This is a genomic window from Kribbella speibonae, from assembly GCF_004331375.1.
GTDB classification, from domain to species: Bacteria; Actinomycetota; Actinomycetes; order Propionibacteriales; family Kribbellaceae; genus Kribbella; species Kribbella sindirgiensis.
This window is the reverse complement of the sequence record NZ_SJKC01000002.1, coordinates 846368-866631: the sequence shown is the minus strand read 5'-3', so window position 1 is coordinate 866631 and position 20264 is coordinate 846368. Positions and strand designations below refer to the sequence as shown.

At 68.9% G+C, this 20264-nt stretch carries 17 protein-coding genes; 12 read left to right on the top strand and 5 right to left on the bottom strand.

The window, feature by feature from the left end:
* Nucleotides 1-22 precede the first annotated feature (22 nt).
* A complete protein-coding gene (locus tag E0H92_RS17415; protein ID WP_131496944.1) occupies nucleotides 23-1558 on the bottom strand; it encodes a right-handed parallel beta-helix repeat-containing protein in 1536 nt (511 codons plus the stop codon).
* A 122-nt stretch (nucleotides 1559-1680) separates the two neighbouring features.
* On the opposite strand from E0H92_RS17415, the gene E0H92_RS17410 reads away from it, so the two are divergent.
* The gene (locus tag E0H92_RS17410; RefSeq protein ID WP_131496943.1) at nucleotides 1681-3063 is read left to right on the top strand and encodes a hypothetical protein; all 1383 of its coding nucleotides are present in this window, start codon (nucleotides 1681-1683) and stop codon (nucleotides 3061-3063) included.
* A gap of 2 nt (nucleotides 3064-3065) precedes the next feature.
* On the opposite strand, the gene uxaC is transcribed toward E0H92_RS17410, so the two are convergent.
* The gene (gene uxaC, locus E0H92_RS17405; protein WP_131496942.1) at nucleotides 3066-4472 is read right to left on the bottom strand and encodes a glucuronate isomerase; all 1407 of its coding nucleotides are present in this window, start codon (nucleotides 4470-4472) and stop codon (nucleotides 3066-3068) included.
* Between the two features lie 136 nt (nucleotides 4473-4608).
* Between uxaC and E0H92_RS17400 the strand changes: the two genes are divergently transcribed.
* From E0H92_RS17400 to E0H92_RS17375, 6 genes are all read left to right on the top strand, one after another.
* Nucleotides 4609-5604, top strand: a complete 996-nt coding sequence (locus E0H92_RS17400) for a LacI family DNA-binding transcriptional regulator (RefSeq protein ID WP_131462605.1) — start codon at nucleotides 4609-4611, stop codon at nucleotides 5602-5604.
* A 67-nt stretch (nucleotides 5605-5671) separates the two neighbouring features.
* A complete protein-coding gene (locus tag E0H92_RS17395; protein ID WP_131462606.1) occupies nucleotides 5672-6889 on the top strand; it encodes an ABC transporter substrate-binding protein in 1218 nt (405 codons plus the stop codon).
* Nucleotides 6886-7932, top strand: a complete 1047-nt coding sequence (locus tag E0H92_RS17390) for an ABC transporter ATP-binding protein (protein ID WP_131462607.1) — start codon at nucleotides 6886-6888, stop codon at nucleotides 7930-7932. Before E0H92_RS17395 ends, E0H92_RS17390 begins: the two co-directional genes overlap by 4 nt.
* Nucleotides 7929-8807, top strand: coding sequence for an ABC transporter permease (locus E0H92_RS17385; RefSeq protein ID WP_131496941.1), 879 nt, complete (start codon nucleotides 7929-7931; stop codon nucleotides 8805-8807). Before E0H92_RS17390 ends, E0H92_RS17385 begins: the two co-directional genes overlap by 4 nt.
* On the top strand, nucleotides 8804-9637 hold the full coding sequence (locus E0H92_RS17380) for an ABC transporter permease (RefSeq protein ID WP_131462609.1): 834 nt from the start codon (nucleotides 8804-8806) through the stop codon (nucleotides 9635-9637). Before E0H92_RS17385 ends, E0H92_RS17380 begins: the two co-directional genes overlap by 4 nt.
* On the top strand, nucleotides 9634-11016 hold the full coding sequence (locus E0H92_RS17375) for a mannitol dehydrogenase family protein (protein ID WP_131496940.1): 1383 nt from the start codon (nucleotides 9634-9636) through the stop codon (nucleotides 11014-11016). The genes E0H92_RS17380 and E0H92_RS17375 overlap by 4 nt, the downstream gene beginning before the upstream one ends.
* 532 nt (nucleotides 11017-11548) lie before the next feature.
* Here E0H92_RS17375 and E0H92_RS17370 read toward each other — a convergent pair.
* Nucleotides 11549-13120: a right-handed parallel beta-helix repeat-containing protein gene (locus tag E0H92_RS17370; RefSeq protein WP_238152752.1), complete on the bottom strand. Its 1572-nt coding sequence runs from the start codon at nucleotides 13118-13120 to the stop codon at nucleotides 11549-11551.
* Nucleotides 13121-13250: 130 nt separating this feature from the next.
* Nucleotides 13251-14966 carry a right-handed parallel beta-helix repeat-containing protein gene (locus tag E0H92_RS17365; RefSeq protein ID WP_238173471.1) on the bottom strand — a complete coding sequence of 572 codons (1716 nt, stop codon included), beginning with the start codon at nucleotides 14964-14966 and terminating at the stop codon, nucleotides 13251-13253.
* A gap of 60 nt (nucleotides 14967-15026) precedes the next feature.
* Between E0H92_RS17365 and E0H92_RS17360 the strand changes: the two genes are divergently transcribed.
* The 5 genes from E0H92_RS17360 (at nucleotide 15027) to E0H92_RS17340 (ending at nucleotide 19077) form a co-directional block, all read left to right on the top strand.
* Entirely contained in the window at nucleotides 15027-16232 is a 1206-nt protein-coding gene (locus E0H92_RS17360; protein ID WP_131496939.1) for a glycosyltransferase family 4 protein, read from the top strand.
* A gap of 70 nt (nucleotides 16233-16302) precedes the next feature.
* Complete coding sequence (locus E0H92_RS17355) at nucleotides 16303-16749, top strand: adenylyltransferase/cytidyltransferase family protein (RefSeq protein ID WP_238152754.1); 447 nt, start codon at nucleotides 16303-16305, stop codon at nucleotides 16747-16749.
* Nucleotides 16746-17471 (top strand): CDP-alcohol phosphatidyltransferase family protein, encoded by a 726-nt coding sequence (locus tag E0H92_RS17350; RefSeq protein WP_131462613.1) that lies wholly within the window; start codon nucleotides 16746-16748, stop codon nucleotides 17469-17471. The genes E0H92_RS17355 and E0H92_RS17350 overlap by 4 nt, the downstream gene beginning before the upstream one ends.
* On the top strand, nucleotides 17471-17887 hold the full coding sequence (locus tag E0H92_RS17345; protein WP_131462614.1) for an FAD synthase family protein: 417 nt from the start codon (nucleotides 17471-17473) through the stop codon (nucleotides 17885-17887). The genes E0H92_RS17350 and E0H92_RS17345 overlap by 1 nt, the downstream gene beginning before the upstream one ends.
* The gene (locus E0H92_RS17340; RefSeq protein ID WP_131496938.1) at nucleotides 17887-19077 is read left to right on the top strand and encodes a glycosyltransferase family 4 protein; all 1191 of its coding nucleotides are present in this window, start codon (nucleotides 17887-17889) and stop codon (nucleotides 19075-19077) included. The genes E0H92_RS17345 and E0H92_RS17340 overlap by 1 nt, the downstream gene beginning before the upstream one ends.
* On the opposite strand, the gene nadA is transcribed toward E0H92_RS17340, so the two are convergent.
* Nucleotides 19074-20255 (bottom strand): quinolinate synthase NadA, encoded by a 1182-nt coding sequence (nadA, locus tag E0H92_RS17335; protein ID WP_131496937.1) that lies wholly within the window; start codon nucleotides 20253-20255, stop codon nucleotides 19074-19076. The two genes, E0H92_RS17340 and nadA, sit on opposite strands and share 4 nt — an antisense overlap.
* Between the last annotated feature and the right edge of the window lie 9 nt (nucleotides 20256-20264).

The window sequence follows — 20264 nt, the reverse complement described above, 5'->3', positions numbered from 1 at the left end:
ACGCCGGTCCGGCACCTTGCTCTCAGCTGCTCACTGAGTCCTGGTCGAAGCCGGACTGCTGCCATTCGGACCAGGTCATCGTCTTGCCGCGGTAGGCGAAGCGATCGGCGCCCCCGGAGAACTGGTAGCTGTTGCGGCGGAACGTGATGGCGCCCGGCTGCGCGGGGGAGCGCTTGTTCTCCACCACGCCGAGGGATGCGGCGGCGTTCGTCATCACGACCAGGTTGCCCTCGACGAGGACGTTGCGCAGGACGTACGTCCCGCGCGGACCGTCGCCGCGGGTGCGGGACTGGATGGACAGCGCGTTGCGGTTGTCCTGGATCAGGTTGCCGCGGACCTCGACGTCGGACGACGTGTTGACGTTGATGCCGCCGCCGTCCCAGAGCGAGCCGCCGGACCCGCGGCCGGTACCGAATCCGTTGTGCTGGACGACGTTCTGGTCGATGACGCCGGCGTAGCTGATCTCGTACCGGATGCCGTCCGCGGCGTTGTCGCGGATCCGGTTCCCGGTGATCCGGCGGTCGTACTCCGCGATGTCGCTCCACATCCCGATGCCCTTGTTCGCGACGATGTCGTTGCCGCTCACCTCGCCCGAGGACCGGGTCGACTTGATCCCGCCCGACTCCCAGTCGGCGATCCAGAAACCGTCGGTGTTGTTGCGGGTGACGAGGTTGGCGGTGATCTTCGCGCCGTCCGACTTGTACTGGCCGATGCCGAGCTGCCCGTTGTCGGCGACCGTGTTCCGGCTGAGCTCGGCGTTGTCGCCCTCGATCACCATGATGCCGACGGCGTGGTTCCACCGGACCTCGTTGGCGGTCACCTTCCAGCCGGTGCCGACCTGCACCGCGCCCGCCTGCGGGCGGCTCGCGAAGTGCTCGATCGTCAGGCCGGTCACGGTCACCTGCTCGGCCGACTTGTCGATCGCGGTCTGGGTGCGCGACATCTCGGTGACGTGACCGGCGGGGTCGTCGCCGAGGTACAGCACGTTGGCCCGGTAGTCGCCGAAGAACGTGCCTGCCGTCACCTGGCTCAGGCTCATGACGCGGGTCAGGTGCTTGCCGTCGACGAACAGTTGCTCGCCTAGCTGGCACGGCTTGGTCTTGTCGTCCTCGCATTGCCCCTTGAGGGGGTACGCCGCCGGCAGCACACCTCGCACTGTCCAGGCGTTCCCGGTCCGCTTCCAACCGGTCAGCCGGACGGCTCCGCTCAGCACGGCGCCGGCCTCACCCGCGAGCGTGTCGCCCTCGCGGGGACGGATCGCTCGCGTGATGCGGTGCACGCCTTTCGCGAAACAGAACGTGGTGCCCGCGGGCGCGGCGTCGATGACCGGCTGCGGGTCCACACCGACCCCGATAACGGTTCCCTTGCACGCTTTCGCCGTACTCGGGCCCGTCGGTCCGAGCACGGCGGCGGCCGCGGCCGGCGGAGCGGTGGGGACCGTCACGGTGACCGTTGGTGCGGGCTTCGACGGTTCAGGTGCGCTCGCGTCGTCCGTGCAACCCGACACCAGCAGTAGCCCCAGCACGGCACCACAGACCGCGCCACCACGACCCCTCATCAACATCCCTTGTCCAGTACCTTTCTGGCCACCCCGGCGTACAGGCTCCCCGGACCCTACTCGCCCAGAGGACCGCACCGCGACGGGCGGCCTGAACTTCGTGATCGGATAGGTTTCCGCCTATGGCTCGCACTGACAGGTCCACGCTCGAGCTGGTTGGACGGCACCACGTGCTCGCGGCCGGATTCCTGCTGGAGAACGGCGCCGACGGACTCGGGGTGCACGTCCCGCACGTGGAACTGCCCGCGGCACAGGTGGCGGCGCTGGTCGTCGCGCCCGGCCGGTACGGCGGGATGATGCTCGCCTACCGTGAGGTCGTCGCGGGGCGGGAGCCGTCCGATCGGTTCCGGACCAGCGGGAGCGCCGGCGGACTGTACGGGTCCGAGGATGCGGAGACCGTCGCGGAACTCGACGAGGTGGCCGCGAGCAACGATTCGCTCGAGCAGCAACTGACCGACTCGCACTTCGAGAGGCTGTCCGAGAACGTCTGGCGGTACAACCGCGACGACACCTCGATGACCGCCGTACTGCGCGACGGCCAGCTCTCCGTCTACTGGCCGGCCAACGGTTACGGCATGGACGATGTCGTGCGCGGGTCCGAGGTCGACCGAGTGGTGCAGCACCCGGTGTACGACGGGTCCGTCGAAGCGCTCCGGCTGGACGGCGAGTGGATGTCGTACACGCTGATCGCGCCGAGCCTGCACCCCGTCGACGCGGAGATGACGCGTGCGGCGACCTCGGCGGAACTCGGTCTGCCCGAGATCCCGCGCTCCGCGGAGCCGAGCGGGTTCGTGGTCGGCGGCGAGAACGACACCGAGACGATCCGCGGCCTGACCGAACTCAACGGCCACTCCGTCGAGCAGGTGGAGGCGTGGATGCGCCCGGCCGGCTGGGACTCGCCCCGCGACTTCGACGCCTCGCAGGCGGGGTTTCTCGGCCGCGGCGACAAGCTGCTCGCGACGTTGGCCCGGGACAACGACGTGGTCCGGAAGCTCGGCCTGACACACGCCGAACTGGGGGAGTCGGTCCGTGCGGCGGGGTTCGTCTCGACCCGCCACGGGATCACGGACTACATCGGCGCCGGCGACCATCGGTACTCGGTCCAGGCACAGACGAGCCGAGGCTTTCAGGAGTCCCCGTTCCGGGACGAGACGCGCGGGGGCGCCGACTTCCAGGTCACGAACGAGCGGACCGGTGCGACGGTCGCGCTCTCGGACCTGGGCGGCGAGATGATCAGCCGGTACGGGTTCTACCAAGGGCCCGGCTCGCCGTACCGCTCGGCGCCCGAGGACATCATCCGGACCTTCGGAGACCTGGCCGAGAAGGCCGGCGGCGAGGCCGAGATCAAGAGGATCGTGGCCGAGGTCGACGCGTATCACTCCGCTGCCGATGCCATGGGCAGAGCAGCCACAGGTTGGGCGGGGCGGCCGACGCAAGCGGGTGCGGCCGCCCCCTCCCGCCCTGCCACTGGCACCAGGCGGGCGCCGGACGTCCGGGGACGCTGACCTCAGGTGAGGTACGTGTCCCGGGCGAGGTCGTACGCGAGGGCCTTCGCGACCTGCAGCGCGTCGTCCTCGTCCAGCCGGTGCTGTACGACGAGGTCGGCCAGGTAACCGGCATCGATCCGGCGGGCCAGGTCGTGCCGTGCCGGGATCGACAGGTACGCGCGGGTGTCGTCGACGAAGCCGCTCATGTTGTAGAAGCCCGCGGTCTCGGTGACGAGCTCGCGGAACCGGCGCATGCCGTCCGGGCTGTCCAGGAACCACCACGGCGCACCGAGCCGCACCGCGGGGTAGACGCCCGCCAGCGGTGCCAACTCCCTGCTGTAGACCGTCTCGTCGACCGTGAACAGCACCAGCCGGAAGCCCTCGACGTGCCCGAACCGCTCGAGCACCGGCCGCAGTGACCGCGTGAACTCGGTCGCCACCGGGATGTCGTGCCCCTGGTCCGGGCCGTACGTCGCGAAGATCGCCGGGTCGTGGTCCCGCAGTACGCCGGGGTGCAACTGCATCACCAGACCGTCCTCGGCCGACATCACCGCCGACTGGTAGAGCATGTGCCCCGCGAACGCCTGGGCGTCCTCCGGCGTCACGTCGCCCTTCAGCGCACCGGTGTAGATCCTTTGCGCTTCCGCATCGGAAAGCGGTACGGCGGCGGCGCGCAGGTGACCGTGGTCGGTGGCGCGCGCACCCGCGGCGATGAACGCCTGTCGACGCTGCCGGATCGCCTGCAGGAACCCGTCGTACGTCGAGGTGTCGACGTCGGCCAGCGCGCCGAGCTGCGCGATCAGTGCGGGCCAGCCGTCCCGGTCGACGTGGGCGACGGCATCCGGGCGGAAGGTCGGGACCACACGGCCCGGCAGGTCCGCGGCGAGCTTCGCGTGCTGGGCGAGGTCGTCGGTCGCCGCGTCGGTGGTGGAGATCAGCTCGATGTTGAAGCGGTCGAGCAGCGCCCGCGGCCGGAAGTCGGGCTCCGCGATGCGCTGGGAGATCTGGTCGTAGAGCTCGTCGGCGGTCTCCGCGGACGGGTGCACGGTGAGGCCGAGGACCTCCGCGAACTCGTGCTCCAGCCAGTAGCGGCTCGGGGTGCCGAGGAACAGGTGCCAGTTGGCGCAGAACTCCCGCCAGATCTCGCGCGGTTCGGCGCTCTGCTTGCCGTCGCGGCGGGGGAGGCCCAGCTTGTCCGGGGAGACGCCCTGGGAGACCAGCATCCGGGTCACGTAGTGGTCCGGCACGACCAGCAGCTCGGCAGGGTTGCCGAACGGCGCGTCGGTGGCGAACAGCCCGATGTCGACGTGACCGTGCAGGCACAGCAGCGGCAGGTCCTTCGTCGAGGCGTGGATCCGGCGGGCGACGTCCCGTGCGGCGCCGGCCGGCAGGGCGCGGTCCGGATGAGGCTGCAGGGCCTTCGGCATGTGTCCTCCGATACTGGGCAGAAACGTATCTTGAAACGTGTTCTGCAAAGGATTGCAGTCGCACCTTGTCAGCACAAGTGAGTGTCCAGCGGCCAACCGCTTGACACAGACTGCAACCGATTGCAGACTCACCGGCGTGACAGCAACGATCCGGGATGTGGCGCGGCTGGCCGGCGTATCGCCGTCCACGGTGTCGCGCGCGCTCTCGCTGCCCGAGATGGTCAACGCGACCACACGGGCCCGCGTCGCCGCCGCGGTCGAGCAGCTCGGCTACGAGCCCAACCGCGCGGCCCGCGGCCTGATCACCGGGCGGACCGGCACCATCGGCCTGGTCGTGCCGGATCTGGCCAACCCGTTCTTCGCCAGCCTCACCAAAGGCGTGCAGGCCCGGGCCCGCCACCACGACGTCGCCGTGTTCGTCGCGGACACCGACGAGGACCCGGCGGCCGAGGCCGGACTCGTGCGGGCACTGTCCAAGCAGGTCGACGGCGTCGTGCTGTGCTCGCCGCGGGCGAGTGATGAAGAACTCGCGGCCATCGCCCAGAACACCACCGTTGTCCTCGTCAACCGCACCGCCGTCGGGTTGCCGGGCGTTGCCTACGACAACGAGGACGGGATGCGGCAGGCCGTCGCCCACCTCGTCGCCCTCGGCCACCGCCGGATCGCGTGGGTCGGTGGACCGGCGACCTCGTGGTCGACCCAGCACCGCGGCTTCGGGCTGCGGAACGCGGTCGAGGCGCTGCGGGCCGAGCTCGCGCCGGTCGGCAACTTCGCGCCGACGTACGAAGGCGGGATGGCGGCTGCGGACCAGGTGGTCGCGACCGGCGCCACCGCGGTCGTGGCCTACAACGACCTGGTCGCGATCGGTCTGCTGGCCCGCCTGCACAGCCGCGGGATCTCGGTCCCGGGAGACCTGAGCGTGGTCGGGGTCGACGACATCGCGATGTCCAGGATGGCCCGGCCGGCGCTGACCACGGTCCGGCTGCCGAAACAGGAGGCCGGCCGGATCGCCGTCGAGCTGCTGCTGGCGATGCTCGACGAACCGGACGGCGCGGCCGAAGGCTCGAAGCACGGGGAACTGCACGGGGAACTGATCGTCCGGGACTCGACCGGACCAGCACCACAGAAGTGATCAACCCGGCCAGTGGGGACCAACCTCGCCACTGTGCCGGGCCGCCCTTGATCCGAGGAGAGACCCGATGCATCTGCACCGGAAGTTGACCGCGGCGACCGGTCTGGTGGCCGCGCTCGCCGCGTTGATCGCCTGCGGCGCCCCGGCGCCGAACAAACCCGCCGCCGAGAGCGGTGGCGAGGTACCCGAGAAGCCGGCCAAGGCCGTGACGCTGAACATTCTCGACGTGGCCGGGAACCTGCAGCTGACCCAGGGCATGATCGACGACTTCGTCCAGCAGCACTCGGACGTGATCTCGAAGGTCACGTACTCGAAGGGACCCGCGCCCGAACTGGCCGGCAAGATCAAGGCCCAGCAGAACGCGAACCGGGTCGACATCGACCTGGTGCTGACCGGCACCGACGGTCTCGCCGCCGGCCGCGAACAGGGCCTGTGGACCGACCTGCTGACGAAGTACTCGGACCGCCTGCCCGGGATGAAGGACTACCTGCCGCCCGCGGCGAAGATGCAGGAACTGGGCGGCAAGGAAGGGGTGACGGTCACCTACTACCCGTCCGGTCCGCTGCTCGAGTACATGCCGTCGAAGGTCCCGTCGCCGCCGAAGACCGCCGACGACCTGCTCGCCTACGCCAAGGCCAACAAGGGCAAGGTCATGTACGCCCGCCCCGCGAACTCCGGCCCCGGCCGGACCTTCCTGATGGGCCTGCCGTACATCCTCGGCGACAAGGACCCGAAGGACCCGGTGAACGGCTGGGACAAGACCTGGGCGTACCTCAAGGAGCTCAACCAGTACGTCGACTTCTACCCGTCCGGTACCGCCGACACGATGAAGGCGCTCGCCAACGGGTCGGCCAATGTCATCGCGTCGACCACGGGCTGGGACATCAACCCGCGGGTCCTCGGAACGGTCCCGAAGGAGGCCGCGATCACGCCGATCCAAGGCTTCCACTGGGTCACCGACGCGCACTACGCCGTCGTACCGAAGGGTGTGTCGACCGACAAGCAGGCGGCGATCCTGCAGCTGCTGCAGTTCATGCTGACGCCCGAGCAGCAGGCCAAGGCGTACGACAAGGGGTACTTCTACCCGGGGCCGGCGATCAAGGGTGTCGAGCTGTCGCAGGCGCCGCAGGAGAGCAAGGACGCGATCACGGAGTTCGGCCGCCCGGAGTACGACAAGTTGATTGCCGACAATCCGACAGAGGTTCCGCTGGACGCGAAGGCGCTGGTGGCTGCCTTCGACAAGTGGGACCGCGAGGTCGGCGGCAGCAAGGTGAAGAAGTCGTGAGTGGATTCGACCAGCTCCGGCTCGACGGCGTGAGCCGCCGGTTCGGTACGGCGGACGCACTCGCCGGGCTCGATCTGACCATCGAGCGGGGCGAGTTCATCGCCCTGCTCGGTCCGTCCGGTTGTGGAAAGTCGACCGCGCTGAACTGCCTGGCCGGCCTGCTCCCGTTGACCGCGGGCGCGATCTGGCAGGACGACCAGCGGATCGACACGCTGCCGCCGGAGAAGCGCGGTTTCGGCATGGTGTTCCAGAACTATGCGCTGTTCCCGCACCTGACCGTCCGCGACAACATCGCGTTCGGCCTGCGAATGCGGCACCTGCCGAAGGACGACGTCCGGCGGCGGACCACCGAGGCGATCGAGATGGTGCAGCTGACCGAGCACGCGAGCAAGCTGCCCGGCCAGCTGTCCGGCGGTCAGCAGCAGCGGGTCGCGATCGCCCGTGCGACCGTCCTCGAGCCGTCGCTGGTGCTGATGGACGAGCCGCTGAGCAACCTGGATGCCAAGCTCCGGCTCGAGATGCGCACCGAGATCCGCCGGCTGCACCAGTCGCTCGGGCTGACCACCGTGTACGTCACGCACGACCAGGAAGAGGCGCTCAGCATGGCCGACCGGCTGGTCGTCATGCGGCAGGGCAAGGTGCAGCAGATCGGCACCCCCGAGGAGGTCCACACCAAGCCGTCGACCTGGCACGTCGCCGACTTCATGGGCTACCGCAACCTGCTGCCTCTCAAGATTTCCCAGCTGAACGGCGACCAGGTGACCGTGGATCTCGGCGGTACGCCGGTCCGCGGGTCGGCTCAGGGCGCTGTCGCGCTGGGGGACGACGTGATTGCCGCCGTACGGCCCGAGGACATCAAGCTCAGCGACCAAGGCGTGAAAGCACTCGTCGAGGTCGTCGAGTACCAGGGTCGTGAGCGCGCGGTCGAGGTGGTGCTGGACGATGAGGTTCGCTTGCACGTGCGGACCGAGCAGCGGGTCGAGGCGGGGGAGCAGGTGGCGCTGACCGTCACGCCCGGGCGGCTCCTGGTGTATCCGTCGTGAGCACGACCTGGCAGCACCGGCTGGCCGAGCGGGGTGTCGACCGCCGCCTCTGGTTGTTGCTCCCGGCCACGATCTTCGTCCTGCTGCTGTTCGTCTACCCGTTCCTGTACGGGCTGAGCCTCTCGTTCCAGCCCGCGAACGGCGGCGGCCTGCTGGCCAACTACGACAAGTTCTTCGGCGACGCGTACCAGCGCGACACGGTCGCGACCACGCTGAAGATCGCGCTTCCCGCGGCGCTGCTGAACGTGCTGGCCGCCGTACCGATCGCGTTCCGCCTCCGCGGCCGGTTCCGCGGCAAGCGGCTGCTGACCACGATCCTCGTCGTCCCGATCACCCTCGGGACCGTGCTCACCGCGCAGGGGCTGCTCAACTACCTCGGTCCGACCGGCTGGCTGAACCGGATCCTGCTCAGCCTGCACATTGTCGACGATCCGATCCGCCTGACGAACAACTACTGGGGCGTCTTCTTCTCGCTGGTCATCACCGGGTTCCCGTTCGCGTTCCTGCTGGTGCTGTCGTACCTGAGCGGCATCGACCCGACACTGGAGCGCGCCGCGGCGACACTCGGCGCGTCCCGGGCGCAACGCTTCCGCCGGATCACCCTCCCGTTGCTCGCACCCGGATTGGCGACAACCTTTTTGTTGACATTCGTACTCGCGTTCTCGGTCTTCCCGTCCGCGGTGCTGGTCGGTAACCCTGCCGGATCCACGCGGGTCATCTCGCTGGCGGCGTACCAGGCGGCGTACGAGCAGTACGACTACTCGTACGCGTCGGCGATCGCCATGGTGATGGGTGCGGTCGAGTTGGTGGTCGTGGCGATCGTGCTGCTGTGGCGGTCGCGGCTCTACACCGGATCGACGGGAGGCAAGGGATGAGGCAGATACGCGCCACCCCGCTGGGCTGGGTGATCTGGGCCGTTGTCGTGTTCTTCTTCGTCAACCTCGCCGGCGTCGTGTTCTCGGTGCTGGTCAGCTCGTTCGGCACGAAGTGGTTCGACACCTGGTTCCCGAGCGGTTTCACCACCCAGTGGTACGGCGACGCGTGGCGAGAGTTCACGTTGCTCCACGTCATCGTCGTCACGCTGCTCGTGTCCGCGCTGGTCGTCGTCCTGTCGGTCCTCGTCGGCGCGCCCGCGGCGTACGTGCTGGCCCGGAAGAACTTCCCCGGCAAGCGGCTGGTGTACCTGACCTTCCTGCTGCCGATCCTGATGCCGCCGATCACGTACGGCATCCCGCTCGCGACCGTGCTGTACAAGTTCGGTTTCGCGGGCCACCTGTCCGGTGTCGTGCTGGCGAACCTGGTGCCGTCGGTGCCGTTCGTGATCCTCACGATGACGCCGTTCATCGAGCAGGTCGACCCGCGGATCGAGGACGCGGCCCGGATGCTCGGCGCCGGGACCCGCTCGGTGTTCCTGAAGATTCTCGCGCCGCTGCTCGTCCCCGGTCTGCTGGCGTCGGCGATCCTGGTGCTGGTGCGGACGGTCGGAATGTTCGAGCTGACCTTCCTCACCGCCGGGCCGGACTCGCAGACGCTCGTGGTCGCGTTGTACTACTCGATGTCCGCCGCGGGTATCCGCGCGCAACAGTCCGTGGACGCGATGGCCGTGATCTACACCGCGATGATGCTGGTACTTCTGGTGGTAGCGCTGCGTTTCGTCAATCCGACCCAACTGGTCGCCCGAGTGAAGGAAGAACCCTCCGAATGAATTCGAGCAGGTTGAGTCTCACCAACCTTCCGGTCGCGCCCGCGGTCGATCCGAAGGCGTTGTCGGTCGGCATCGTCCATCTCGGGATCGGCGCGTTCCACCGCGCCCATCAGGCCGTCGTCACCGAACGGGCGGCGGTCGAGACCGGCGAGACCCGGTGGGGCATCACCGGCGTGAGCCAGCGCTCGACCACGGTCCGGGACCAGCTGGCGCCGCAGGACGGTCTGTACTCGGTCCTCGAGCGCGGTCTCGGGGACCCGTCGGTCCAGGTGATCGGCAGCATCCGTGAGGTGCTGACCGCGCCCGAGGACCCGGAGGCGGTGGTCGCGCGGATCGCGGACCCGGCGGTGTCGGTGGTGACGCTGACCGTCACGGAGAAGGGGTACCGGGCCGCCGGCGCCGGGCTGAACCTGGACGACCCGGAGATCCAGGCCGACCTGACCGGCCGTCCGCCGCGCACGGTCGTCGGCCAACTGGCGGCGGCGATCGCCCGTCGCGACGAGCCGTTGACGATCGTCTCCTGCGACAACCTGGTGGCCAACGGCCCCTTCCTGCGGACGCTGGTGACCGAGTACTTCGATGCGCTGGGCAAGGTTCCCGCGACGTTCGAGGCGACGCGGTTCCCGGCCAGCATGGTGGACCGGATCGTGCCGGCGACGACCGACGCGGACCGCGAGGAGGCGGCTCGGCTGCTCGGGGTCCGGGACGAGGCGGTGGTGGTCGCGGAACCCTTCCTGCAATGGGTGATCGAGGACGACTTCGCCGGGCCCCGGCCGGCCTGGGAGCGCGGTGGCGCCGTGCTCACCGGCGATGTCGCGCCGTGGGAGCAGGCCAAGCTCCGGATGCTCAACGCGACCCACTCGATGCTCGCCTACCTCGGCGCACTGCGCGGGTACGAGACGATCGCCGAGGCGGTCCGCGACGAGGAACTGGGCGGGCTCGCGCGGCAGTTGATGACCGACGACGTCGTGCCGACCCTGACACCGCCCGACGGGCTGGACCTGGCGGCGTACGGCGCGACCGTACTGGAGCGGTTCGAGAACCCGGCGCTGAAGCACCGAACCCGGCAGGTCGCGATGGACGGCTCGGTCAAGCTGCCGGTCCGGATGCTCGGCACGGTCCGCGACCGTCTGACCGCCGGCGCCGAGCCGCGAATGATCTCGCTCGCGGTCGCCGCCTGGATGGTCTACGTCCAGCGCACCCCGGACCTGGACGACCCGCAGGCCGATCGCCTGAAGTCTGCTGTCGCGGGCACCACCGAGCCCGCCAAACTGGTCGACGCCCTCCTGGCCGTCGAATCCATCTTCACCTCCGACCTCCGAGACTCACCGACCTTCCGGTCGCTCCTCGTGGACCACGTGAACACCCTGACCCGCTAACCTCACCCGCCACTCGCTCTGTGGCCGGGCTGATTTGGTGGAGGGTTTCAGCACGTCAGAGGAGGCTTTGTGGCGGCGTGACTGCTACCGGGTGAGGGCTCGGGCGGGTTGTATCGCGGATTTTGTGCAGCTCGACAGTACGTATACGTCCACTACTCGGCGATCCGGCCTGCCGTCCGGTGCGGACATGCGGGTAGTAGAGGTATACGTACTGTCGAGCTGACGTTTCGGCCGCACCTCTGAACCGCAGGCACCGCCGGTGCCTCGAGTCGTGGGTTTGGCGGCCAAATGCAACCTCGATCCACGACTCGCGGTTCCCGCGGCGAGGCTTGGGGTTGGGGAGTCCTTCAGGTCGTTGCAGGTACGTAGCACTCCCCAGTCCGGCACCACACCGACAAGCCGCCGGGGGCGGGAGACAGGACCTGGGAGGCGAGGACAGGAAATACCGGGTGCTAGCCCACCAGAACCTGTCCTGCGGCCTCGCAGTTCATCCCACACCGGGCAGGAGAGCCGGATAGGCCCTGCTTTGGTGTCAGCTCGTTGGGGGGAGGATCGTGAGGATGCCGGTGGCGTCCAGGACCGCCTTGCCGAGGGTGAAGGCGCTGGCGGTGTCCTGACCGGTGCCGCGCCATTCCTTGGCGGTGTACCACTGGCCGGTCTTCTGGAAGCGTTCGGCGGTCAGGCTGTCGAGGATGTAGACGTTGTCGTTCAGGGTGACCTCGCCGGCCGGGATCACGGCGCCGGCGTTCTGCACCATGCCGGTCGCGGTGGTGCCGCCGCGCATCGTCACCTGGTTGCCGGAGACAACGATGTCGCGGAGCAGGTTGGTACCCCACGGGCCGGAGCCGCGGGTCCGGGACTGGATCGCGATCCCGTTCACGTTGTTCGCCACCACGTTGTCGCGGACCTGGACGTTCGACGAGGTGTTGACGTTGATCCCACCGCCGTCCCACAGCGACGTACCGGATCCGCGGCCGGTACCGAAACCGTTGCCGGCCACCACGTTGTCCGCGATGACGCCGTTGCGGCCGATCTCGTAGCGGATCCCGTCCGCCGCGTTGCGCAGGATCTGGTTGCTGCTGAACGTGCGGCTGTCGTCGTACGCGTCGCTCCACAGCCCGATCCCGCGGTTGTACTGGATCAGGTTCCCGCTCACCTGGCCGCCACTGGACCAGGTGGTCTTGATCCCGCCGGACTCCCAGTCCGCGATCCAGAAGCCGTCGGTGTTGTTGTAGCTGACCTCATTGGACGCGATGGTTGCCTTGAGCGTGCTGTACTGGCCGATGCCGAGCTGGCCGTTGGAGTGGATGTGGTTCTTCTCGAGGACCGCGCCGTCCGCGTTCACCAGCATCGCGCCGACCCCGTGGTTCCAGCGGATGTCGTTGGCGATCACCTTCCACCCCAGGCCGAGCACCACGGCACCGCCCTGCGGCGGGGTGGCGAAGTGCTCGATGGTCAGCCCGCGCACCGTCACGCCGGTCGCGCTGGACTCGATCGCGGTCTGCGTCTTCGACATCTCGATCGAGTGCCCGGCCGGGTTGCTGCCCAGGTAGACGGCGTTCGCCGCGTAGTCGGCGTAGAAGGTGCCGGGGGCAACCTTGTCGCGGGTCGCGACCCGGGTCAGATGCTTGCTGTCCAGGAACAGCTGCTCGCCCAGGTAGCAGATGTTCGCCGTGTTGTCCTCGCACTGCCCGGTCTGCGGGTACGCCGGCGGCAGGACTCCCGTGGTGACCCAGTCGCCGTTGTTCGCCGTCCAGCGCGTCAGCCGGACGGATCCGGTGAGGACGGCGCCGGTGTTGCCGGCGAGTACCTGGTCGGCCTTCGGGTGGATCGTCTCGGTGATCCGGTGCCAGCCCGCCGTGAAGCAGAACGTCGTACCGGTCGGGGCGTCGTCGACGACCTGGGCGGCGTTGTCGGTGGTCCGGATCGGCACCCCGCTGCAGGCGGGCGCGACCGCGGGACCGGTCTGGAACGTCCCGTCAGCGGGTGGCACGGCGGCAGGCCGGTCGAGCGCAGGCTGGTCGGGGGCACCCTGCGCAGGCAGGGGGCCGACGGCAACCAGACTGGTGCCGACTGCAACGACTGCGAATACAGCTGTCCTCATAGCGGAGCCTCCGGTGGCACAGGTAGCCCTGAGCGCACCCCCCATGGCGCGGCTTCGCTACGCAGATTACCTCTACGTCACGTAGTCATGGCAATACGTAGCGCACAAACATGTTGCGAACGGCAAGCGGTCAGTTCGCGAGGAAGCTTCCGATCGTGTCCAATCCGGCCTCGCGCCAGCCGGCCGCGGTGAGCTTGGTGCCGAACCGGGCGAACCGCTGGGTGCCGAGGTCGTCGAGGACGTACTTGTTGCCGCTGAAAACCACTTCGCCGGCCGGTACCGCGGCGCCGGAGTTCTGGACCATGCCGGTCGCCTGGGTCCCGCCGGTCATCTCGATCGTGTTCCCGCTGACCTGGACGTCGCGGAGCAGGTACGTGCCCCACGGGCCGCTGCCGCGGGTCCGGGACTGGATCGTCACGCCGTTCACGTTGCCCGAGACCCGGTTGCCCTTGATGGTGACGCCGGTCGAGGTGTTCACGTTGATCCCGCCGCCGTCCCACAGCGACGTACCGGATCCGCGGCCGGTGCCGAAGCCGTTGCCGGTCACCGTGTTGCCCTCGATGGTGCCGTTGCGGCTGATCTCGTACCGGATGCCGTCCGCCGCATTGCCGACAATCTGATTGTCGCTGATCACCCGGCCGTCGTCGGCGACGTCGGCCCACATCCCGATGCCCTTGTTGGACTTGATCACGTTGCCGCTGACGGTGCCGGAGGAGCGGGTCGACTTGATGCCGCCGGACTCCCAGTCGGCGATCCAGAATCCGTCGGTGTTGTTGGAGCTGATCACGTTCCGGGTGACGGCCGCCGCGGCCGAGCTGTACTGCCCGAGGCCGAGCTGGCCGTTGTGGTGGATCAGGTTCTTGTCGACCTTGGTGCTGTTCGCCTTCACCAGCATCACGCCGACCGCGTGGTTCCAGCGGACGTCGTTCGCGGTCACCTTCCAGCCGGGGCCGGAGACGAGCGCTCCGGCCTGCGGTGCGCTGGCGAAGTGCTCGATGGTGAGACCCCGCACGGCCACGCCGGTCGCGCCGGACTCGATCGCGGTCGCGGTCTTCGACATCTCGATCGAGTGCCCGGCCGGGTTGCTGCCGAGGTAGATCGCGTTCGCCGCGTAGTCGGCGTAGAACGTGCCGGCCTTGACCGCCGCGACGCCGGCGACCCGCGTCAGGTGCGTGTCGTCGAGGAACAACTGCTCCCGCAGGTAGCAGATGTTCGACTTGTTGTCCTCGCACTCACCGCTCTTGCCGTACGCCGACGGCAGCGCGCCCCGCACCACCCAGGCGGACCCGGACCTCGCCCACCCGGTCAGCGGAACCGACCCGGTGAGTACGGCGCGCTGTGCGCTGGCCAGCACCTGGTTCGCCTTCGGGCGGATGGTGTCGCTGATCCGGTGCACACCGGCCGCGAAGCAGAACGTCGTACCGGCCGGCTTGGAGTTCACGATCGACTGCGCGTTCTGCCCGGGCTTGATGACCGTGCCGACGCAGGGTCCGGCGACGGCCGGACCGGCCTCGTCGGAGTCGACCACCGGCGGCTTCGGGATGGTGGGCTCGACCGGCTTGCTCGGTGTCGCCGACGCGGTCGGCTTGCGGGTCGGAGTCGTGGTCGTACCGGGCTTCTTCGGCGGCGCAGTGGTGGTTGTGGTCTTCGGCTGGGTCGTGCCGGGCTTCGCCGTGGTCGTCTTCCCGGGGCGGTGCGAGGGCAGCACTCGGGACGCGGTCTGCTCGGCGGCGTTCTCGGACTTCGCCGCCGTTGTCGCCTTGTTCTCATTGGCGATGACGGGCACCGCGACCGTGACGACGGCCGCGGCCGCAGCGATCAGCGCTGCGAACCACAACTTCCTCAATGCACTCTCCTGGGAGCGGGCGAGACCAGGTGTAGTTACTGCGGGACTTAAGGTGGTGCCATGCGGGTCGCCATGTTGCACAACCGTTACCGGACCGGTCAACCCAGTGGTGAGAACACGGTTGTCGCGCAAACGATTGATTTGTTGCGTAACTCAGGACATGAAATCGATCTGTACGCCCGGAACAGCGACGATATCGCCGCGATGGGCCGAAAAGATCGCGCACTGTTACCGTTCCGCTCCGTTTGGTCATTTTCGGCGGAACGCGATTTAACACAGCTATTGCAAGCGCAGCGGCCCGATGTGGTGCATGTGCACAACACGTTCCCGTTGTTCAGCCCCTCGGTGCTGCGGGCGGCGTACCGGCTGGATCTTCCGGTCGTGGCGACGTTGCACAACTTCCGGCTGCTCTGCGCGAACGCAGTCCTGCAGCGCGACGGCGGGCCGTGCGAGTCCTGTATCGGCAAGGTGCCGCTGGCGGCCGTGAAGCACAGTTGCTACCGCGACTCGCGGGTGCAGACCTTGCCGCTGGCCACGAGCATCGGCGTCCACAACGCCTTGCACACGTGGCAGCGGTACGTCGGGACGTTCGTCGTACCGTCCGAGTTCGTGCGGGACCGGTACGCCGCGGCCGGGTTCGATCCGGAGCGGTTCGTGGTGAAGCCGCACGCCGTACCGCATTCGGGCGTGGTGCGCAGTGGTGCGGGGGATGCGGTGGTTTTCCTCGGGCGGTTGAGCGAGGACAAGGGTTTCGCGGACCTCCTGCAGGCGTGGGACGCGTCGCTGGGCCGGCTGGTCGTGGTGGGTGACGGTCCGCTGCGCGCGGCGGCCGAGGAACGGGCCAGGAAAGACCTGTCGATTCAGGTGCTTGGTCAACTGCCGTGGGCCGACGGGATGGAACAGCTGCGGTCCGCGCGCGTCGCCGTCGTACCGGCGCGTTCCTATGAGAGCTTCGGACTCGTGGTCGTGGAGGCCTTCGCCCACGGGGTGCCCGTGGTCGCGTCCAGGCTCGGGGCGCTCGCGGAGCTCGTCGACGACGGTGAATCCGGTGCGCTGACCGCGCCCGGTGACCCGGAAGGATTGCGGAAGGCGATCGGGTTGGTGGCTGATCCCGGGACTTCGATAGCCTTCGGCGAACGAGCCCGTCAGGTCTACCTGGACCGCTTCACACCGGAGCGTGACCTGGAGGCCACGGAAAGGATCTACACCGATGCGATCGCCCGGCACTCCGCCAGCGGCCGGGCGCGCACGGCACGACGGGTATAAAGTCGCGGGCGACGCAGGGGGCAGCGTCGGGCCGGACGGAATTCAGGAGTTTGCGTTGGGGGTAGGGAATGTGGGCAGTGTCGGCACGGTGCCGCGGCTCGGATGTATCGCCGGGGTTTTCGACCTGTTCCACGTAGGACATGTCGACGTGCTCGAGCGGGCGCGGCGGCACTGTGACCGGCTGGTGGTCGCGGTGCTGTCCGACGACTGGGCGCTGGACGCCTGGGGCGGGCGGCCGTTCGTACCGCTGCTCGAGCGGGCGCAGATCGTCGAGCACCTGCGGTGCGTCGACGAGGTGGTTGCCGTGGACGACGTACGGTCCGAGTGGCTGACCGGCGTACTGGGGGTGCAGACCGTGTTCGCCGCCGGTGGCACGGACGGCGTGCTGGGGGTGGACGAGCTCGCCGGGATCCCGGCCGGGCTGATCACCGTCCTGCCCGCCGGACGCGGCTCCCGGAGCCCGATCCTGCGCGCGGCGATCGACCAGCGGCAGTCCCGCAGTTCGAACGTCGCATGAGCGCACTGCGAGACACGGTCGCGCAGCTGTCCCGGGCGCAGAAGCCGTCGGCCGGTACGCCGGCGTACTCGCGGTTCGTGAACCGGCGGATCGGGCGGGTGTTCGCGGCCGCGGCGTTCCTCGGGAAGAGGACGCCGAACCAGGTCAGCCTCGCGTCCGGCTTCTGCTCGCTGGTGGGGATCGTGCTGCTGGCCTGCGTGCGGCCGTCGCTCGGCCTGGCGCTGCTGGTGACGGCGCTGCTCGTGCTCGGGTACGGGCTGGACTCCGCGGACGGGCAGCTGGCCCGGCTGCGCGGCGGCGGTTCGCCGCTGGGGGAGTGGCTCGACCACATGATCGACGCGGTCAAGATCGTGCTGCTGCACAGCGCCGTGCTGATCTCGTTCTACCGTTTCGATGCCTTTGACAACGACCTCGTACTGCTGATCCCGCTCGCGTACGTGTGCCTGTCGTCGGTGCTGTTCTTCGGGCTGATCCTGATCGACCAGCTGCGCCGGCGGCACGGCGCCGCCGCGCAACCCAACGAGCGCGGCGATTCCGTCGTGAAGTCGTTGCTCATCGCACCGACCGACTACGGCGTCCTGTGCCTGGTCTTCCTGGCGTTCGGTACGCCGTCGTTGTTCGTCGTCCTGTACGGCGCTCTGCTGGCGCTGAACCTGCTCTTCCTCGCGGCCGCGATCGGGAAGTGGTACCGGGAGATGGCCGTGCTGGGGGTGCGGGCCTGATGGCGACCGTCGGCTACGCGCCCGGGGTGTACGACATGTTCCACATCGGGCACCTGAACATCCTGCGCCGCGCCCGTGAGCACTGCGACCACCTGATCGCGGGCGTCGTCGAGGACGATGTGGTGACCCGGATCAAGGGGCGTCCGCCGGTGGTGCCGCACGAGGAGCGGATGGAGGTCGTCCGGGCCCTCGACCTCGTCGACGAGGTGGTCAGCGACTGGTCCAGCGACAAGTTCGAGATGTGGCAGCAGCTGCGGTACGACGTTCTCTTCAAGGGCGATGACTGGAAGGGAACGGAAAAGGGGACCAGACTGGAAAGGCTGCTGGGTGAGGTGGGTGCGCAGGTGCACTATTTCCCGTACACCGCCTCCACCTCGAGCACCGATCTGCGCAGGCTCCTGGAGGGGATGAGCTGATGTACGGCCGGCCGAAGGTACTGCTCAGCGCGTACGCCTGCCGGCCGACGGGCGGCTCCGAGCCCGGCGCGGGCTGGGCGTGGGCGAAGGCCGCGGCGCGGGACCACGACGTCTGGCTGCTGACCCGGGGCAAGTTCGTGCAGGAGATCTTCGACGAGTTGGAGGCGCGGCCGGTGCCCGGGCTGACCGTCGTACCGCTGGAGCTGCCGCGGTGGATCCTCCAGCTGCGGCGACGGCCCTCGGACGTGTACTGGTACTACCCGTTGTGGCAGGGGCTGGCGCGACGTACGGCGCGGCGCCTGCACGCGGAGCAGTCGTTCGATGTGATCCATCATTTGACCTTCGCGGTCGACTGGATGGGCGCCGGCGTGGTCGAACCGTCGTCGGCGAAGGTGATCTGGGGACCGGTCGGCGGGTCGACGAGCGCGCCGCTGTCGATGGCGCACTGGCTCGGTGCCCGTGGCGTGCTGGGGGAGCTGGTACGCCGTGCGTACACCGGGATCCGGCGCCGCGCGACCGGCCGGCGGATGGCGCAGACCGCCGACCTGATGGTTGCCCAGAACAACGATGTGGCGGAGGCGTTCGCGCCGTACGCCCGGGAGATCGTGGTCCAGCCCAACGTGGCGATCCGGCGCTTCACCGCGTCCGGTCCTTACGAGCCCTTCGGTGCTCCCGGTGTGAAGACGGCGCTGTTCGTCGGACGCCTGATCCCGTGGAAAGGCGTGCTGCTCGCGATCAGCGCGCTGGCCCGCCCCGAGGCGGCCAACTGGGAGCTGCGCATCATCGGCGACGGCCCCGACTGGGGACGCGCGGAAAGCCTGGCCTGGCAGCTCGGCGTCCGCGACCGCGTCGAGTTCATGGGCGCCCTGCCCCGCGAGGAGGTCCTGGCCGCGATGTTCCGCGCCGACGCCCTCCTCGCCCCCGCCTTCCGCGAAGCCGCCGGCTGGGCCGTCACCGAAGCCCTGGCCTCCGGCTGCCCCGTGGTCTGCGTGGACCGCGGCGGCCCCGCCGTCATCGTCGGCCCCGACGAAGGCGCCACCGTCCCCTGGCAAGGCGACGTAGTAGGCGGCCTGGCCCACGGCCTGGCCTCCCTCCAAGGCCGCATAACCCCCGTAGACCGCTGGGGCCCCGACCGCCTCCCCGACCTCCTCGCCACCTGGTACACCCCCGCCCGAGTGTCCGCGGACTAGTCGCGGGCGGTTTTGCCTGGGAGGGCGAGCATGCGGTCGAGGGCTGTCTTGGCGTGGTGCTGGGTGTCGGGGTCGACCTTGATGGGGTTGACGACGTGGCCGGCGACCAGGTTTTCGAGGGCCCAGACGAAGTGCGGGAGGTCGATGCGGTTCATCGTGGCGCAGTAGCAGACCGTCTTGTCGAGGAAGACGATGTTCTTGTCGGTGTGCTGCTTCGCGAGACGCTGGACCAGGTTGAGTTCGGTGCCGACGGCCCACGACGTACCGGGTTCGGCGGTCTCCAGGGCGTTGATGATGTACTCCGTCGAGCCGACCTGATCCGCCTTCGTGACGACCTCGTGGCGGCACTCGGGGTGCACGATCACGTTCACGCCGGGGACGCGGGCGCGGACGTCGTCGACGGACTCGGCGGTGAAGCGGCCGTGCACCGAGCAGTGCCCGCGCCACAGGATCATCTTCGCCGCGGCGAGCTGCTCGTTCGTCAGGCCGCCGTTCGGCTTGTGCGGGTCGTAGACCACGCAGTCGTCGAGCGACAGACCCAGCTGCAGTACGGCGGTGTTGCGGCCGAGGTGCTGATCCGGCAGGAACAGGACCTTCTCGCCCTGCTCGAACGCCCAGTTCAGCGCGGTCTCCGCGTTGCTCGACGTACACACGACACCGCCGTTGCGGCCGCAGAACGCCTTGATGTCGGCGCTGGAGTTCATGTACGTGACCGGCACCGTCACGTCCGCGACGCCGGCGCCGGCGAGCGCGTCCCAGGCGGCCTCGACCTGCTGGATGCGCGCCATGTCCGCCATCGAGCAGCCGGCCGCGAGGTCCGGCAGGATCACCGTCTGCTCGTCGTTGGTGAGGATGTCCGCGGACTCCGCCATGAAGTGCACACCGCAGAACACGATGTACGGCGCGTCCGGGCGGGCGGCGGCGTCGCGGGCGAGCTTGAACGAGTCACCGGTGACGTCCGCGAACTGGATCACCTCGTCGCGCTGGTAGTGGTGCCCGAGCACGAACACCTGGTCGCCGAGCGCCGCCTTCGCCTTCAGGGCCCGCTCGACGAGGTCCGGGTCGGACGCCGGCGGGAGCGCTCCTGGGCACTCGACACCGCGCTCGGAGTGCGGGTCCGTGTTCTGCCCGAGGAACAGCAACGGAAGGGACTTCGAGCCGTCTGCGATCGTCGTCACGTCAGATAT

Excerpts from the sequence above, each read along its gene's own strand:
- E0H92_RS17360 (WP_131496939.1), top strand. The coding sequence starts at position 15,027 with ATGCGGGTCGCCATGTTGCACAACCGTTACCGGACCGGTCAACCCAGT.
- E0H92_RS17415 (WP_131496944.1), bottom strand. The coding sequence starts at position 1,558 with ATGAGGGGTCGTGGTGGCGCGGTCTGTGGTGCCGTGCTGGGGCTACTG.
- E0H92_RS17375 (WP_131496940.1), top strand. The coding sequence starts at position 9,634 with ATGAATTCGAGCAGGTTGAGTCTCACCAACCTTCCGGTCGCGCCCGCG.
- E0H92_RS17340 (WP_131496938.1), top strand. The coding sequence starts at position 17,887 with ATGTACGGCCGGCCGAAGGTACTGCTCAGCGCGTACGCCTGCCGGCCG.
- E0H92_RS17410 (WP_131496943.1), top strand. The coding sequence starts at position 1,681 with ATGGCTCGCACTGACAGGTCCACGCTCGAGCTGGTTGGACGGCACCAC.
- uxaC (WP_131496942.1), bottom strand. The coding sequence starts at position 4,472 with ATGCCGAAGGCCCTGCAGCCTCATCCGGACCGCGCCCTGCCGGCCGGC.
- E0H92_RS17380 (WP_131462609.1), top strand. The coding sequence starts at position 8,804 with ATGAGGCAGATACGCGCCACCCCGCTGGGCTGGGTGATCTGGGCCGTT.
- E0H92_RS17395 (WP_131462606.1), top strand. The coding sequence starts at position 5,672 with ATGCATCTGCACCGGAAGTTGACCGCGGCGACCGGTCTGGTGGCCGCG.
- E0H92_RS17370 (WP_238152752.1), bottom strand. The coding sequence starts at position 13,120 with ATGAGGACAGCTGTATTCGCAGTCGTTGCAGTCGGCACCAGTCTGGTT.
- E0H92_RS17350 (WP_131462613.1), top strand. The coding sequence starts at position 16,746 with ATGAGCGCACTGCGAGACACGGTCGCGCAGCTGTCCCGGGCGCAGAAG.
- E0H92_RS17345 (WP_131462614.1), top strand. The coding sequence starts at position 17,471 with ATGGCGACCGTCGGCTACGCGCCCGGGGTGTACGACATGTTCCACATC.